Raw genomic sequence first — 16,160 nt, 5'->3', positions numbered from 1 at the left:
GACCGGCGCCGAACGCGGGGGGCGCCGATGCTCCGGGCCGAATCATTGGTAACACTATTAGTACGCGGGGCGCGCGGACGTCACATTGTCGCGTGCCCGCACACGGGGAGGGAAACCATGCACTTTGTCGTCATGGGTGTGTCAGGCAGCGGCAAGAGTACGGTCGCGCTGCGGGCCGCCGAGCGGCTGGGGCTGCCGTTGGCCGAGGCGGACCGGTTCCACCCGGCCGCCAACATCGCGAAGATGTCGGCAGGGGCGCCGCTGACCGACGAGGACCGCCGCCCCTGGCTGGCCTCGCTGGCGGAGTGGATCGCCGAGCACGAGCGGCGCGGTGAGCCGACGCTCGTGGCCTGCTCCGCACTCAAGCGCGCTTACCGGGACATCCTGCGCACGGGGGCGCCCGATATCCGGTTCCTCCACCTCCACGGTCCGCGATCCCTGCTCGCGCAGCGGCTGGCGGAGCGCTCGGACCACTTCATGCCGCCCGCGCTGCTCGACTCCCAGCTGGAGGCCCTGGAACCGCTGGAGCGCGACGAGCAGGGCGTCACCCTGGACATCGCAGCCACACCCGACGTCCTCGTCGAGCGCGTCGTCGGCATCGTCGCCGCGGGTCTGGGGCGGGTCCCGGGCGCCCGCGGCTGACCCCGAAGGGGTAGGGCGGGCGCCGGTGGCCCGGCAGGATCGGGTGGGCGATGGTGGGTGGTGGTGGGCGGGAGGGAGGGTGGTGAGGCGTCTCAGGCGGAGGCCATATGCCCCATGCGGGCGGAGATCTCCTCGGCGGCCTTCAGGACTGTCTCACCGATGACGTCGAGGCGGCACTCCTCCATCCGGTACGAGGGGCCCGAGGCGCTGACCGCCGCGATTACCTCGCCGGTCAGCCCGCGGATGGGGGCGGCGACCGCGTTGAGGCCGACTTCCAGCTCCTCCACGGCCGTGGCGTACCCGTGCCGCAGGATTTTGTCGAACTCCTCGCGCAGGGCGTCGGGGTCGGTGATGGTTCGGGGGGTGAGTTCCTCCAGGTGCCCGCGCATGATCCGCCGCTGCTCGGGCCGGGTCATGAAGGCGAGCAGCACCTTGCCGCTCGACGTGGAGTGCAGGGGGTTCTGGCGGCCGATCCAGTTCTGGCTGACCACGGCGGAGGAGCCGCGCACCTGGTCGATGTTGACGACCATGTCGCCGCTGGGGATCGCGATGTTGACCGTTTCGCCGAGGTCGGCGGCGAGGTCCTCGCAGACCTGACGGCTCTGCTGGGTGAGGTCGAGCCCCGCTGCCATCGTCCCGGCCAGCCGGATGATGCCGAAACCGAGCTGGTATTTTCCGCGCAGCCCCGGCTGCTCCACCAGGCCGCGCCGTTCCAGCGCGCCGACCAGGCGGAAGGCCGTCGATTTGTGGACTCCCAGTTCCGCGGCGATCTCCGTGACTCCGGCCTCACCGTGCTGCGCCAAAATCTCCAGGACGGTGATGGCGCGGTCCACCGATTGCACCGGCGCACCATCCTTACCGGAGGCTGTCCTGGTCGCCTCCGCTTCACCACCCGACCCCCGCTCGGACCGTTCCCCTCGTGGTGTGTTCCGAATCTTCTCTGCGCGGTGGTCGTTGGAAGCCATGGTCCTACGATAGTGGGGGAGAGTCAGCGCTCCCTGGACAGGCGCGGCCGTTCTGTCATCCACGCAGGTCAGAGCGGTTTTTTGGGCTCTACAGTCCGGCGTCAGCTCGTGGTGGCACTCCCCCGGGTCTCGGTTTCCATCGCATCGAGCAGCCGCCGCGTGAGGTGGTCGGCGAACGACGCGCGTACGAGGATGCGGAACACCGGTACGCCGTTCTCCGATCCCTCCTTCTCCCTTACCCCGTTTCCGTTGCTATGCATCCCCGTGTGGTGGATGCCGATGTTGGTCGTGGCGAACAGCGTCTGCGCGTAGGCTCCCGCCGCGAAGACACGCGGGTGCAGGTCCAGGGGGCAGCCCTGGGCCAGCACGTCGCGGGCGCGCGGGCCGCGCAGTTCCAGCACCGTGCGCTGCCCGGAGACGTCGACGACGCTGCCGCACACCGCGCCGTACTCGCCGCCCAGCGCCGCGCACAGCCCGGCGGCCAGCCCGCGCCCGGTGGCACCGCCGTCCACGACCAGGTACCAGCCCGGGCCGCACCACAGCACGTAGGGGTGCCCGCCCCCCGACACGCGGCCGGCCTCGGGCAACGGGCAGCCCAGGAACTCCCCGGCCAGGCGGGAGGCGGCCTGCTCCTCGTCGGCGTCGACGCGCAGCTCGACCTGGGCGAGGAACGGCAGCTCCCGCAGGAGCGCGGTGTCGGCGGAGCCGGCTCCGCCGATGCGGTCGGCCAGGTGGGCGACCGGGCTGCGCGGTTCGGCGCGCGGGGCCGGAACCTCGGCCGTCGTCGTCTCATCCATCACGGCGCAGGCCCTCCTTGTCGTAGAACACCGGATCGGTCACGGTCACCGGGACGATCCGGTCCAGGTGCACGGCGTAGAGCCGTTCGCCGTGCCGCTCGTGGCCACCGCGCAGCAGGCCGAGCCCGAAGGTGCGGCCCAGCGCCGCACTGTCGTAGGCGGAGGTGACGCGGCCCTGGGTCGGAGCCGGGCGCGGTGGGGGCGCGACCGGCATCGGCCACGCCGCGGGGGCGCCGGACGCGGCACCGCTCGCGGCACCCGGTGGCCCGGCCACCAGCTGCGCTCCCTCGGCGAGAACGTGCCCCGTGTCGTCGGGAAGCAGTCCGACCAGCTGCTCCCGGTCGTCGCGCGCGGTGTCGGGGCGGCTCAGCGACCGCTTGCCGACGAAGTCCTTGCGTTTGGAGACCGCCCACCCCATGCCGAGGTCGAGCGGGGTGACGCTGCCATCGGTCTCATGCCCGACGACGATGAACCCCTTCTCCGCCCGCAGCACGTGCATGGTCTCGGTGCCGTACGGGGTGATTCCGTGGGGCTCCCCGGCCGCCATGACCGCCTCCCACACGGCGCGCCCGTACCAGGAGCAGACGTAGATCTCGAAGGTGAGCTCGCCGGTGAAGCTGACGCGCAGCACGCGGGCGGGGACCCCAGCAACGGTGGCGTCGCGGAACCTCATGAACGGGAAGCCCTCGGCGGAGACGTCCAGGTCGGGGGCGATGCGCGCCATCACGTCGCGGGAGCGCGGGCCGACCACGCTGACCGTGGCGAAGTGGTCGGTGGCGTGGGTGAAGTGCACGCAGAGGTCCGGCCACTCCTCCTGGGCCCACTCCTCCAGCCAGGCGAGCACCGTCTCGGCGTTGCCCGACGTCGTGGTGACCAGGTAGCGGTGGTCGGACAGGCGCACGGCGACACCGTCGTCGAGGACCATGCCGTCGGCGCCGCACATGACGCCGTAGCGGCAGCGGCCCACGCCCAGGCTGGAGAACTTTCCGGTGTAAACGCGGTCGAGGAACACCGGGGCGTCGTGGCCGGCCACGATGATCTTGCCGAGGGTGGAGGCGTCGAGGACCGCCACGCCCTCCCGGGCGGCCCGGCACTCGCGCAGCACCGCCGCGCGCATGTCCTCCCCGCCCCGGGGATAGTAGCGGGCGCGCTTCCACTGCCCGACGTCCTCGAAGACCGCCCCGCGGGCCACGTGCCAGTCGTGCATGGGTGTCCGGCGCGCCGGGTAGAGCAGGTCCCCGCGGTCCGGCCCGGCCAGGGCGGCGAACGGGATGGGCACGGCCGGCGGGCGCTGCTGTGTGCCGCCGACCTGGTCCATGGACCGGCCGAGCCACTGGGCGACGATCCCGGCGGTGAGGACGCCCGAGGTGCGCCCCTGGTCGGGGCCGGTGCCGATGGTGGTGAAGCGCTTGATGTGCTCGATGGAGGTCATCCCGGCCTCGATGGCGGCGCGGAGGTCGGCGAGCGTGACGTCCCGGTGCAGGTCGACGAAGGTCAGCGCGTCGTCGCTGTGCGGGGCGGTGACCGCCCACAGCGCCATGGGCGGCGTGCCGCCCGCCGCGTCGCCGGCCCCGTGTTCCCCGCTCGCCTGCCCGTGGGCGCCGTTCCCGGCCCGCGGTGCCGGGACGCCGCCGTCGGTGCGCAGCGCCGCGACGGCGGCCGCGTGGCCCGCCTGCTGTCCGGCGGCGCGGGCGGCGTCGGCGCCGCGGGTTCCGGCCGCCGCCCCTACGCAGTGCGTCGCGTCGGGCAGGGGTCCGGGCAGGAAGGCGGCGTGCGGCGGCGACCAGCGGGGCCGCATGCCGGTGTGGGCGGCGAGCGCGATCGCGGGATCGTGGCCGCCGGAGACCGCGAGGAGGTCGCAGGCGAAGGTCTGGTCCGGTCCGATGACGCGGCCCTGGCGGTCGACGGGGGCCAGCGCGGCGTCGGACAGCACCCCGTCGGCGGTGGCCACGGTCCGGGTGGCGGCGTGTTCGGTCAGGACGTCGATGCCGCGCTCCCGCAGCGCGGCGACGGGCGCGGTTCCGGGGGCGGGTCGGGCGTCGGCGACGGCGGCGAGCTCGATCCCGGCGTCGTGCAGGTCGACGGCGGCCCACAGCGCCTCGTCGTGGCAGCCGGAGACGACGGCGCGGCGTCCGGGCAGGACACCGTAGCGCCAGGCGTACCGGGCGGCGGCGCCCGCGAGCATGACGCCGGGGCGGTCGTTTCCCTGGAAGGCGAACGGCCGCTCCCCGGCGCCGGTGGTCAGGACGGTGCGGCGGGTCCGGATGCGCCACAGCCGGTAGGAGACGGGCCGGGACCGCTCGTCCGACGCGCCGTCGCCGGTCGCCTCCTGCCGCGGTCGGCGCTCCAGCGCGATGTGCTCGCCGTGGTCGTAGTGGCCGGTGACGGCGGTGCGGGTGAACACGCGCGCCTCGGGGTGGGCGCGGAGCTCGGCGATGGCCGCCTCGATCCACTCGGCGGCCGGTGTCCCGTCGATGTCGCGCCGCGATCCCAGCAGGTCGCCGCCGGGGTGCGGGCGCTCGTCGGCGAGGATGACCCGCGCCCCGGCACGGGCGGCGGCCAGAGCCGCGGCGAGTCCGGCCGGGCCGGCGCCGACGACGAGGACGTCGCAGTGCGCCCAGGACTTGTCGGAGCGGGCGGGTTCGCGGTCGTCGGGCAGGCGGGCGTATCCGGCCAGCCCGGCGGCGCGCAGTCCGTCGTGGGCCTCGACACGGGTGGCCTGCGCCATGGCCTCGCCCGGGGGCGAGTCCACCCGCACATAGGCGCACGGCTCGGCGGAGTCGACGGCGTACACGCCGCGCGGGCGCCCGGTGGAGATGGAGGTGCTCACGGTGCGCACCCCGGCGGCCAGCAGCGCGGCGGACAGCGGCTCCCCGGCGCGCGCGGTCAGGGGCCGGCCGTCGAAGACGACGCCGACCTCCGGTGCCTCGGCCCCGCTGGGGTCGGTCCACGCGGGGCGCCGTCGCCCGCTCATGCCCGGCTCCCCGGGGCCGGGCGGGCCGGATTCGCCGTGGCCGGATCGGCGGGTTCGTCGACATCGCCGGTATCGGGTTCCGGCAGCTGGGTCCCGGCCGGGCCGGAGGCGGCGATGCGGTTGTCGAGGGTGTCGCGCAGGACGTGGCACCAGCGGCGGCACCCGGCGGTGTGGAACCAGCGCTCGGCGAACCATCCCTTGGGGTTGTCCCGGACGAACAGGAACTCGGCCCAGGCGCCGTCGTCCAGGGCCCAGGGATCGCGCGGGTAGGCGACGCCCGCCTGGCCGCCGTAGCGGAATTCGGCCTCGTCCCGGGGGCCGCACCAGGGGCAGGGGATGAGCAGCATCCGAGGTTCCTCCTTCGTGGTGTGCCGGGTGGGTGTGTGCCGGGTCAATGGGCGACGGCCGCGGCGCCGTGTTCGTCGACCAGTGCCCCCGTGGTGAACCGCTCCAGCCCGAAGGGCGCGGCCAGCGGATGCGGGCGGTCGTTGGCGATGGTGTCGGCGAAGACGTGCCCCGCGCCGGGGGTGGCCTTGAACCCGCCCGTGCCCCACCCGCAGTTCAGGTAGAGGCCCTCGAACGGGGTGGGGCCGATGATGGGTGAGGCGTCGGGGGTGACGTCGACGATGCCGCCCCAGGTGCGCAGCAGCTGGGCGTGCTCGAGGATCGGGAAGAGCGCGACGGCCGCCGCGACCTGGTGCTCGATGGTGCAGAACGAGCCGCGCTGGCCGTAGCCGTTGTAGGCGTCGATACCGGCGCCCAGGACGAGCTCTCCCTTGTCGGCCTGGCTGACGTAGACGTGCACGGCGCTGGACATGACCACCGTGTCGATGACCGGTTCCAGCAGCTGGGTGACCATGGCCTGCAGCGGGTGGCTCTGCACCGGCAGGCGCAGGCCCAGGCGCTCGGCCAGGACGGAGGTGTGCCCGGCGGCGCACAGCGCGACCTTGCCCGCGCCGATGGGGCCGCGGCTCGTGTGCACGCCGACGACGCGGTCGCCGCTCCGCTGGAAGCCGGTGACCTCGCAGTCCTCGATCATGTGGACGCCGAGCGCGTCGGCCGCAGCTGCGAACGCCCAGGCCACGAGGTCGTGCTTGGCGATACCGGCGCGCGGCTGGTAGGTGGCGCCCAGCACCGGGTAGCGCAGGGCGGGGGTGGTGTCGATGATGGGGACGAGCTTCTTGACCTCCTCGGGCCCCAGCCATTCGGCGTCGATGCCGTTGAGCCGGTTGGCGTTGACCCGCCGCACGGACTCGCGGACGTCGTGGGTGGTGTGCGCGAGGTTGAGCACGCCGCGCTGGCTGAGCAGCATGGGGCGGCCGAGCTCCTCCTCCAGCCCCTCCCACAGGCCCAGCGCGTGCTCGTAGATCCCGGCGCTGGCGTCCCACAGGTAGTTGGAGCGGATGATGGCCGTGTTGCGGGCCATGTTGCCGCCGGCCAGCCAGCCGCGCTCCAGCACCGCGACGTCGCGGATGCCGTGTTCGCGCGCCAGGTAGTAGGCGGTGGCCAGGCCGTGCCCGCCCGAGCCGACGATGACCACGTCGTAGTGGTCGTCCGGGTCGCGCTTCCGCCACAGGGATGCGTCGCCGATCATGCGCGCAGCCTCGCCATCTCGGGGTCGAACAGGGGGTCGGTGGCCACGGTGGCCGGGATGCGCCGGTCGAAGTAGCCGATCTCCAGCTGGGTGCCGGGCTCGGCGCGGTCGGCGGGCAGCCAGGCGTAGGCGATGCCGGTGCCGAGCGTGTGGCCGTAGGCGGCGCTGGTGACGTACCCGGCGGCGGTGCCGTCCTCGCCGGGGAGGTAGACGGGTTCGCCGCCCATGACGGTGTCGGCGGGATCGGGCGTGGTGGTCAGGCAGCACAACCGGCGCTGGACCGCGCCCGGGTCGCGCGCCGCCAGGGCGTCGCGCCCGAGGAAGTCGTCCTTGGCCATGCGCAGGGCGAAGCCGAGTCCGGCCTCGTAGGGGTCGTGCTCGTCGGTCATCTCCACGCCGAACGCGCGGTAGCCCTTCTCCAGCCGGAGGCTGTTGAAGGCGCCGCGCCCGGCGGCGATGACCCCGAGCGGCCGCCCGGCCCGCCAGAGCGTGTCCCAGAGCCGCAGGCCCAGGTCGGGCGTGGTGTAGAGCTCCCAGCCCAGTTCACCGACATAGGAGACGCGCATCGCCAGCACCGGCACCTCGCCCACGTGCATGCGCGCGCAGCGGAAGTAGCGCAGGCCGTGGTTGGACAGGTCGTGGTCGGCCAGCGGCTGCATGAGCTGGCGGGCGCGCGGCCCCCACAGCCCGATGCAGGTGGTGCGGGCGGTGATGTCCTGCACCTGGACGGAGCCGTCGGACGGCAGGTGGCGGCGGAGCCAGTCCAGGTCCAGGGGGCTGTTGACGCCCAGCTGGTAGTGGTCGTGGGTGATCCGGGCCATCGTGATGTCGCCGCGCAGCCGCCCGGTGGCGTCGAGCAGCAGGCAGTAGGCGACGAAGCCGGGGGTGCGCTCGGCGCGGCCGGTGGTCATGCGGTTGAGGAACGCGGCGGCGCCGGGGCCGGTGACCTCCAGCCGCATCAGCGAGGACATGTCGTACATCGCCACGCGCTCGCGGGTGACCTGGGCCTCGGCGCCGACGATCGGCGACCAGTAGCGCGCGGCCCACGGCCCGGGCGGGGTGATGCCGCGCCCCTCGACCAGGTCGGCGTTGGCCTCGTACCAGTGCGGGCGCTCCCAGCCGTTGGCTTCCAGGAAGAAGGCGCCGAGCTCGTGCTGGCGGGAGTGGAAGGGGGCGACGCGCAGCGGGCGGGGCTCCTCCATCGGCTGGAGCGGGTGGAGGGCGTCGTAGACCTCCACGAAGTTCTGGCAGTCGCGTTCGAGCAGGTAGCCGGGGGCGAGCTGGTGGCGCTGGAACCGGTTGATGTCGCAAGCGTGCAGGTCGAAGGTGGAGGTGCCGTCGACGATCCACTCGGCCACGGCGCGTGCGACCCCGGCAGAGTGGGTGATCCAGACGGCCTCGGCCACCCAGAACCCCGCGACGTCGGGCGACTCCCCGAGCAGCGGCATGTTGTCGGGGGTAAAGGAGAACAGCCCGTTGATGCCCTCGTCGAGCTTGGTCTCGGCGAGGTCGGGGAGCAGGTCGAGGGTGGCGGTCCACGCCGGGTCGAAGTCGACGGGGGTGAACGGCTGCTCCGAGGGCATGCCCTCGTCGTCCGCCGGGCCGGGGGCGCCGATGGCGTCGGGGTCGACGGGCATGGGCCGGTGGCCGTAGTAGCCGACGCCGACGCGGTCGAACTTCTCCCGGTAGTACAGGTCGTGTTCCTGGTGGCGCAGGATCGGGTGGACGGCCTCGGCCGGGGCCCCGGCGAGCGCGGGGACCGGGCCGGTCCAGCCGAACTGGTGCGCGAGGGGGGTGAGCGGAAGCGTCATCCCGACCATGCGGGTGATGCGCGGGCCCCACATCCCCGCGCAGCAGACCACCAGGTCGGCGGGGATGTTGCCCTGGTCGGTGACGACGCCGGTGACCCGCCCACCGGTGGTCTCGACGTCGAGGACGCGGTGCCGGGCCAGGAAGCGCGCCCCGCGCAGGATGGCGGCCTCGCCCTGGGCGCGCGCGGCCGGGAGCGCCGCGGCCAGGCCGTCGGTGGGCGTGTGCAGGCCGCCGAGGACGCGGTCGGCGTGGACGAGGGGGTGGGCGGCGGCGCAGGCGTCCGGGTCGAGCACCTGGGCCTCGATCCCCCAGGAGCGCGCCCAGCCACAGCGGCGGTGCAGCTCGTCGAGGCGTTCGGGGGTGGCGGCCAGTTCCAGTCCGCCGACGGGGTTGAAGCAGGGGCGGTCGTCGGCCGTGCGCAGCGCGCCGTACTTGCGCACGGTGTAGTCGGCGAAGTCGGACATGGTCTTGGCGCCGTTGGTCTGGAACACCAGGCCGGGAGCGTGGGAGGTGGAGCCTCCGGTGCGGTAGAGATCGCCCTGGTCGACCACGGTGACGTCGGTGTAGCCGCGCACGGTGAGTTCGTCGGCGAGCGCGCAGCCGACGATACCCGCGCCGATGATCACGATTCGGGGGACGGTCCGAGGGGCGGGACGAGGTGCGGCCATGGCAGCCCTACCTTCACCGTCGGAGTTTCTATCAGCGCAACAACCAGCGTGTTACGCAACAGGGTCCGACGCACCGAGGCGCGCTGTCAAGGGGCGGATTCTCGCCTCTTTTCGCATGCCGCACGCCCCGCGACGGAACACCACGCGAGCTCTCAGTGTTTCATATACAGGGATGAGTTGCTAACTATGCAACAGTCTCCGGCGGCGACTCCTGCCCGGCGCGCGGTCACGGGCAGGGGTCCCGCTCATCCCGCGCCACCCCGACGTCCCGACGCCGGTGGGGCACGCTCGGCATTGAGGTCCCGCTGGTGGTCTCCAGCCATCCCGACGCCGCGACGCTGGCCGCCTCCTACCGCGCGGAGTTCCGGCACATCCCGGTCACCCGGGACACCAAAGCGGAGGCGGAGCCGCCGCGGCTGATCAGCGCGACGGCGCAGGAGGACAACGCAGCCCGCGCCCCGGACACCAGGGCAGGTCCGGGGCGCGGCGCCAGTTGTGCCCCACGAGACAGCACAGGGCGCAGCCGCGGGGCGCGGGGTGGCACCCCCGCACCCCGCGGCGCGCCGTCACCCGCCGCTCACCGCCGTCGGTGCCGCGCGGCCGCCGGCACCCGCACCGGGTACGCTCAGCCCGTGGCGAGCTGGTGCAGGTCCTGCTTGGGCACGTACTTCTTGGGGTCGATGAACGGCTTCTCGACCACCGTGGCGGGCACGAGCCCGCCGGGCCGCTCGATGGCCAGATCCGTGCCCGGTCCGGCCAGCTCGATCGGCACCATGGCGAACCCGATGTTCTGCTCCAGCCGCGGCGAGAAGCAGGCGGAGGTGACCTTGCCGATCGGCTCCGTGCCGCCGGGCGCATACACCGGGAACGGGTCGATCATCGAGCCGTCGTTGAAGCTGCCCAGCGGCATGCCGCCGATCTCCACGCCGACGAGCTTGCGGTCGATGCCGTTGTCGCGGATGCGGCGCAGCGCCTCCTTGCCGATGAAGTCGGCCTCCTGCTTCAGGTCGACCATCCAGCTCACCTCGTAGCCGTAGCCGACCTCGAAGGGGTTGGTGTCGAGCCCGATGTCGCAGCCCCAGGCGAGGATGCCGCCCTCGATGCGGCGGATGTGGCACGGACCGATCACCTCGATCCCGTGCGGGGTCCCGGCCTCGATCACCCGGTCCCACAGCCGGACGCCGTCGCGCGAGGCGTTGCGCAGGTAGATCTCGAAGCCCAGCTCGGAGGTGTAGCCCGTGCGCGAGACGACCACCCGCATGCCGTCGAGCTCGAACTCGGCGCAGTAGTAGTAGCCGATGTCCAGGATCCGCTCACCGAAGAGGTCGACCATCACATCGCGCGACTTCGGCCCCTGGACCTGCACCGGGCCGACGTCGGCCTCGCGGATCGTGACGTCGAGCCCGCTGTTGTAGGCCAGGCCCTGGGCCCACAGCAGGACGTCGCTGTCGGCGAGGGACAGCCAGAAGTGGTTCTCACCGAGACGCAGTAGGACCGGATCGTTGATAATGCCGCCGTCGGGCGCGGTGATGAACACGTACTTGCACTGCCCGACCTTGCACTTGGTGAGGTCGCGCGGGACGAGCATGTTCGTGAAGGTGAACGCGTCGGGGCCGGTGATCTCGACCTGGCGTTCCACGCCGACATCCCAGAGGGTGACGCCGTTGAGCAGGTGCCAGTACTCGGCCACGGGGTCGCCGTAGTGGCGCGGGTGGTAGGTGTGGTTGTACACGCTGTACTTGGCCACGCCGTGGCGGCGTGAGGCATAGAAGTACGGCGACTTCCTGATCCGCGAGTAGAGCAGGATCTCCGGGTTCTCGATGACGGCCATCGGGTCCTCCATCACTTGATACGCAACGAGGATCGCCATGCGCAACAGAGCGTCCCTCGCTGGCGGCATCGGTGTCAAGAGATCGAGGGGCCATAAGTTTCGTCTTGCGCAACTGATATCCATTGACGCAACGAAACCGCCGGATTTAGCCTGTGGTCACGCGGTAGCGTTTCTCAATACGATTGTAGTTGCATAGTTTGCAACAGTCGAGGTTGGGGTGGACCCATGGCCCGCTTGCTCGCAACCATCGAACACGCCGTCAAGAAGCCCATCTGGGACTGCCGCATGTGCGGGCAGTGCGTTCTGCACTCCACGGGCCTCACCTGCCCCATGACCTGTCCCAAGTCCCTGCGCAACGGGCCGTGCGGCGGGGTGCGCGAGGACGGCACCTGCGAGGTCGACCCGACCATGACCTGCGTGTGGCTCAAGGCGCAGGACCGCTCGGAGAAGATGCCGCGCCCATGGCGTGAAGAGTTCGACGACCTGCGACCACCCGTCGACAACCGCCTCCAGGGCACGTCCTCCTGGATCAACCTGCTGACCGGCCGCGACAAGGTCGTTCCGGCGGGGTGGGAATCCGAGGAACCACCCGCCGACTAGCGGCGCACCAACCAGCTCCCACCACACCGACGGGCCCCACCGGCCCACCGGATGAGAACACGACGCAGCAGGACGATCCGGAAGGAGCCCAGGGTGCCCAACTTCGCCGACCTCCTCACCAGCCCCGAGCCGTCCCGCCCCGTCATCACCGCGGAGTTCCCCGTGATGGACGGCGGGGGCCTACCCGAGATCGCCGCCAAACTGGCATGTCTCACGCCCTACGTGGACGCGGTCAACGCCACGGACAACGCGTCCGCGCACGCCCACGTGTCCAATGTCGCCCTCGCGATCGCAATACAGCAGTACGGCGTCGAGCCGGTGCTGCAGCTGGTGTGCCGCGACAAGAACCGGCTCGCGCTGGAGGCCGACATCATGGGCGCGGCGCTGCACGGCATCACGGCCGTGTCCTGCATGACGGGCGACGACGTCACCGCCGGGGACGAACCCGAGGCACGCCGGGTCTTCGACCTCGACGCGGTCCAGCTCATCCGGGTCGCCGCCGGGCTGGCCAAGGGCCACTACCTCTCCGGCCGCCCGATCGACCCGGCCCCCAAGCTGCTGATCGGGGCGGTCGAGAACCCTGCGGCGCCCCCGCACGCCTACCGCGTCCGCCGCGCCCTGAAGAAGGCCGCGGCCGGTGCGCGCTTCCTCCAGCTGCAGATCTGCTACCACCCCGACCGCCTCGCCGAGTTCACCCGCATCGGCGCGGCCACCGGCCTGACCCCGAAAGTCGCCCTGCTGCCGAGCATCGTCCTGGTTAAGGGCGCGCGCTCCCTGCGCTACATGAACAAACGCGTTCCCGGCATCCATGTGCCCGACGAGCTGATCGACCGGCTGGCCGCCGCCCCCGACCAGCGCGAGGCCGCCTACCAGCTGGCCCTGGAACAGGCCACCCACGCCCTCTCCCTGGAGGGCGTGCGCGGCCTGCACTTCATCGACTTCCGTCACGACGACGCCCTCGGCCGTCTCTGCTCCGACCTGGGACTCCCCACGGTCCGCAGCGCACCGGAGGGCAACGCCCTGGCGGTCTGACCGCACTGACGGTCCGTGCGACGCGACGACCTCCACTCCAGCACCGCGGCCACCGCCACGAGCACGAGCAGCACCACCGTGGCCGCCAGCCCTTCGAACGGCCCCGCGAATCCGACACCGCCCGTGTAGTGGCTCGGGTTCTCGATGACGAACACCAGCAGGCCCGCCGCCCCGTCGACGGTGTCCGGTGTGGCCAGCGTCAGCAGGAGGACGGGAATGGTCAGTGCCGCCGCGTGAAAGCCCACCGCCGTCCACAGCGACCGGGTGCGCAGGGTCACCAGCGCCGCGAACACGGCCCACAGGAAGATGTTGAGCATCAGCACCCAGTGGGCCTCGTGGCTCCTCAGTCCAGGAAGCACGAAGTAGCCGATGAAGAAGAAGTGAAAGAGAGCGAAGAAGAAGGAGGAGACGAGGACGCCCGCCGCCTTACCCCAGCGCGCGCCGACCGCCTGCAGCATCCATCCTCGGTAGAGCTGTTCCTCGATACCGATCTCGACGACCTTCGCCACCGTGAACACGAGGGCGAAGAGAAGGACCACCGCCGCCCCCTCCTGACCGAAGATCACGGCGCCGTGCCACCGGACGGTGCCCGCCGCCAAGCCGACGCCGATCAGCGCGGCGACGAACGCGACCGCCAGCGCGAATCCAGCGAGCAATCCGGTCACCAGAGTGCGGTCGAAGGCGAAACCGGTGGAGGAGAAGGTCCGGCGCTCGTAGAACCGCAGCCACAGCCAGAGCACCGCGTAGAAGGGGAGGAAGCCCACGATCGGCCGCGCGATGCCGACCAGGGCCGCGACGACGAGGTTGCTCCCCGAGATCTGGGGGATCCACTCCAGCAGCGGACCGATCAAGAACAGACTCGGCAGAAGTCCGATCACATAGAGGACCTGCGCCAACACGATGACGAGCAGCGGATGGGTCACCCGTCTCCCGCTCGCCCCGGCCGCAATGAACGGATGGGCCTCGGCGGCGGGTCCGATCGCTGTCTTCAGCTTGTTCAGCATGCTCGGAAGCTACGGACGGGAGGGCGCCCCACACATCCGGCTTCTGGCACGTGACCGGTCATGTTCTCCCATCGGGCCAGGACGAGCCGCGCAGGCGGGTGACCATGCCTCTGGTCATGCCCTCGACACATGACCCGAATGTGCCTCCGCGCCCGGTTCGCCGGGCGCGCGGCGGTGCTAGCTTCTCCGCATGGGTACGGCCAGGAGCGGATCTCGACGTAACCCGCGACACTGGGTCGAGTTCACCGGAGACCGACCCCCGTCGACGCTCTCGCTGCTCTTCTGGGTCGCGGTGGCGGCGAACAGCGTCGCTCTGCTCCGCTTCGCCGACGTATCCCTGACGCCCGGATACCCCTCCCCCTCTACGTGGGCCATCGCTCTGTCTCAGGCGGGCGGTCTTGTCCTGGCCGGTGTCCTGTGGCCTTTCCTCCCCTGGGCGTCCACGGCCTCGCGACCCCGCAAAGGCCTGACCCTCCTCTTCCTCCCGGCCATCATGCTGGTCATCCTCACCGGCGGCGGGGCCGCGGTCTTCATGCTCTTCTGCCTGGCGGTGGGCAACACGATCCTCGTCTTCGGGTCACGGAGCGCGATCGCCTACACGGCCGTCACCGCCACCCTCGCCGTAGCACTGTTCTCGTCCGGACCCAGGGCAGACCCGTGGACCGGTCTCTTCGAGGGTGCCTTGCTCGCCACCCTGGGCCTGGCCATGATCAAGTTCTTCCTCTCCCTGCTGGAGGCTCGACAGCGTGCCGAGGAGACTCGGGGACTGCTCGCCGACCTGGAAGCCGCCCACGCTGAGCTGCGCCGCTATGCCGAGCGCACCCGCGAGTTGACGGTGGCCGAGGAACGGGCGCGGATGGCTCGGGAGATGCACGATTCGGTCGGCCATTACCTGACCGTCATCAACATGGGGCTGGCCAACGCCCTGCGCTTCCGTACAGCCCGCCCCGACGCCGCATGGGACGAGGTCGCCGACGCCCAGCGGCTCACCCAGGAGGCACTGGCCGATACCCGCCGCTGGGTGCGGGCCCTCAAACCGCTGCGTCTGGAGGGGCGGGCCGGACCGGAGGCCATGCGGGCACTGGCGGAGTCGTTCTCGGGCATCGGCCCCCAAGTGGTGTTCGGCATCGACGGCGCGTGGCCGGACACCGACGAGGAGACCGAGCTGGTCTGCTATCGCGTGCTGCAGGAAGGAATCACCAACGCGCTGCGCCATTCGGCGGCCGACCGGATCGAGATCGACGTGACCTGCACGGCCGACCGGATCACCGTGGTCGTGTCCGACAACGGGCAGGGCGCGGACGACCAGGCCGCCACGCACGGGTTCGGACTGCGCGAACTGCGAGAGCGCGTCGAGGCGGTCGGTGGCACTATGGACGCGGCCCGACGCGCGGGCGTGGGCTTCGCCGTGCGGGCGAGCGTTCCCGCGCGGCGCGCGTCGACGCCGGTCGGGAGTGACACGGGCGCGCGAGTGGCGGGGGCGAGGTCGTGACGGACAACGATCAGATCAGCGGGATCGCGTCCGCTGTGCGGGTGCTGATCGTCGACGACCAGATCCTGCTCCGCCAGGGGCTGCGCAAGCTGCTGGAGATCGAGGACGGCATCGAGATCGTCGGGGACGCCGCCGACGGGATCGAGGCACTCCGGTTCCTGGCGGCCGCGCCTTCGGACCGGAAACCCGATGTCGCGCTGGTCGACGCGCGCATGCCGCGGATGGACGGGGTGACCCTGATCGGCCGCCTGGAGGCGGAGTACCCGCGCGTCGCGGCGGTCGTTCTCACCACGTTCGACGATGACGACTACATCTTCGGCGGCCTGCGCGCGGGAGCCAAGGGGTACCTGCTCAAGGACACCCCGCCCGATGACCTGGTCGCGGCGATCCGGCGGGCCGCCCGCGGCGAGACCGTCCTGGGCGGACCGGCGGCGGAGCGCGTTGTCGCCGCTCTCCGTGCCGGGCCGGACCCGCGTCGTGCGGAGGTGTCCGACGCGGCGCCTACCACCGACGCCACCCGGCCATCGCTCGGCCACGGGGACAGCACGCTCTCGGAGCGCGAAGTGGAGGTCGCCCGGCTGGTCGGCGACGGCGCTTCGAACCGCGAGATCTCCCGTCGGCTGTTCATCACCGAGGGGACGGCGAAGAACCATGTCACCAGCATCCTGCGCAAGCTCGGCCTGCGGGACCGGACCCAGCTCGCGCTGTGGGTGTGCCGGACGGCATGACCTGACACGTGGGAGCCCGCA

At 71.8% G+C, this 16,160-nt stretch carries 13 protein-coding genes; 5 read left to right on the top strand and 8 right to left on the bottom strand.

Translation table 11 applies throughout. The annotated features are described in order from the left end of the window. Positions 1-117: 117 nt before the first annotated feature. The gene (locus tag CDO52_RS10705; RefSeq protein WP_094932356.1) at positions 118-642 is read left to right on the top strand and encodes a gluconokinase; all 525 of its coding nucleotides are present in this window, start codon (positions 118-120) and stop codon (positions 640-642) included. Between the two features lie 92 nt (positions 643-734). Here the strand turns inward: CDO52_RS10705 and CDO52_RS10700 are convergent, their stop codons facing one another. The 7 genes from CDO52_RS10700 to CDO52_RS10670 all read right to left on the bottom strand — a co-directional run bounded on the left by CDO52_RS10700 (position 735) and on the right by CDO52_RS10670 (position 11,283). Continuing rightward, positions 735-1,484: an IclR family transcriptional regulator gene (locus tag CDO52_RS10700; protein WP_026125508.1), complete on the bottom strand. Its 750-nt coding sequence runs from the start codon at positions 1,482-1,484 to the stop codon at positions 735-737. Between the two features lie 224 nt (positions 1,485-1,708). After that, complete coding sequence (locus tag CDO52_RS10695; protein WP_017617256.1) at positions 1,709-2,404, bottom strand: sarcosine oxidase subunit gamma; 696 nt, start codon at positions 2,402-2,404, stop codon at positions 1,709-1,711. Next, complete coding sequence (locus CDO52_RS10690) at positions 2,397-5,378, bottom strand: 2Fe-2S iron-sulfur cluster-binding protein (RefSeq protein WP_094932355.1); 2,982 nt, start codon at positions 5,376-5,378, stop codon at positions 2,397-2,399. The genes CDO52_RS10695 and CDO52_RS10690 overlap by 8 nt, the downstream gene beginning before the upstream one ends. Next, entirely contained in the window at positions 5,375-5,725 is a 351-nt protein-coding gene (locus tag CDO52_RS10685) for a sarcosine oxidase subunit delta (RefSeq protein WP_017617258.1), read from the bottom strand. The genes CDO52_RS10690 and CDO52_RS10685 overlap by 4 nt, the downstream gene beginning before the upstream one ends. A 44-nt stretch (positions 5,726-5,769) precedes the next feature. After that, positions 5,770-6,972 carry a sarcosine oxidase subunit beta family protein gene (locus tag CDO52_RS10680; protein ID WP_017617259.1) on the bottom strand — a complete coding sequence of 401 codons (1,203 nt, stop codon included), beginning with the start codon at positions 6,970-6,972 and terminating at the stop codon, positions 5,770-5,772. Further along, positions 6,969-9,452: a GcvT family protein gene (locus CDO52_RS10675; RefSeq protein ID WP_051060646.1), complete on the bottom strand. Its 2,484-nt coding sequence runs from the start codon at positions 9,450-9,452 to the stop codon at positions 6,969-6,971. Before CDO52_RS10675 ends, CDO52_RS10680 begins: the two co-directional genes overlap by 4 nt. A 625-nt stretch (positions 9,453-10,077) precedes the next feature. After that, complete coding sequence (locus CDO52_RS10670; protein WP_094932354.1) at positions 10,078-11,283, bottom strand: glycine cleavage T C-terminal barrel domain-containing protein; 1,206 nt, start codon at positions 11,281-11,283, stop codon at positions 10,078-10,080. 225 nt (positions 11,284-11,508) lie between these two features. Here CDO52_RS10670 and CDO52_RS10665 point away from each other — a divergent pair, with 225 nt between their 5' ends. Together CDO52_RS10665 and CDO52_RS10660 are read left to right on the top strand one after the other, a co-directional pair. After that, entirely contained in the window at positions 11,509-11,883 is a 375-nt protein-coding gene (locus CDO52_RS10665; RefSeq protein ID WP_017617262.1) for a methylenetetrahydrofolate reductase C-terminal domain-containing protein, read from the top strand. 93 nt (positions 11,884-11,976) lie between these two features. Next, positions 11,977-12,915, top strand: a complete 939-nt coding sequence (locus CDO52_RS10660) for a methylenetetrahydrofolate reductase (protein ID WP_017617263.1) — start codon at positions 11,977-11,979, stop codon at positions 12,913-12,915. Here the strand turns inward: CDO52_RS10660 and CDO52_RS10655 are convergent. Continuing rightward, positions 12,828-13,919 carry a CPBP family intramembrane glutamic endopeptidase gene (locus CDO52_RS10655; protein ID WP_017617264.1) on the bottom strand — a complete coding sequence of 364 codons (1,092 nt, stop codon included), beginning with the start codon at positions 13,917-13,919 and terminating at the stop codon, positions 12,828-12,830. The two genes, CDO52_RS10660 and CDO52_RS10655, sit on opposite strands and share 88 nt — an antisense overlap. Positions 13,920-14,109: 190 nt before the next feature. Here CDO52_RS10655 and CDO52_RS10650 point away from each other — a divergent pair, with 190 nt between their 5' ends. Together CDO52_RS10650 and CDO52_RS10645 are read left to right on the top strand one after the other, a co-directional pair. Beyond that, positions 14,110-15,411, top strand: a complete 1,302-nt coding sequence (locus CDO52_RS10650; RefSeq protein ID WP_083919719.1) for a sensor histidine kinase — start codon at positions 14,110-14,112, stop codon at positions 15,409-15,411. After that, positions 15,408-16,139 carry a response regulator gene (locus CDO52_RS10645; protein WP_017617266.1) on the top strand — a complete coding sequence of 244 codons (732 nt, stop codon included), beginning with the start codon at positions 15,408-15,410 and terminating at the stop codon, positions 16,137-16,139. Before CDO52_RS10650 ends, CDO52_RS10645 begins: the two co-directional genes overlap by 4 nt. The last annotated feature ends 21 nt before the right edge of the window (positions 16,140-16,160 follow it).

Source organism: Nocardiopsis gilva YIM 90087 (assembly GCF_002263495.1).
GTDB classification, from domain to species: Bacteria; Actinomycetota; Actinomycetes; order Streptosporangiales; family Streptosporangiaceae; genus Nocardiopsis_C; species Nocardiopsis_C gilva.
The sequence above is the reverse complement of the archived record's forward strand: the minus strand, read 5'-3'. Positions and strand labels throughout refer to the sequence as shown.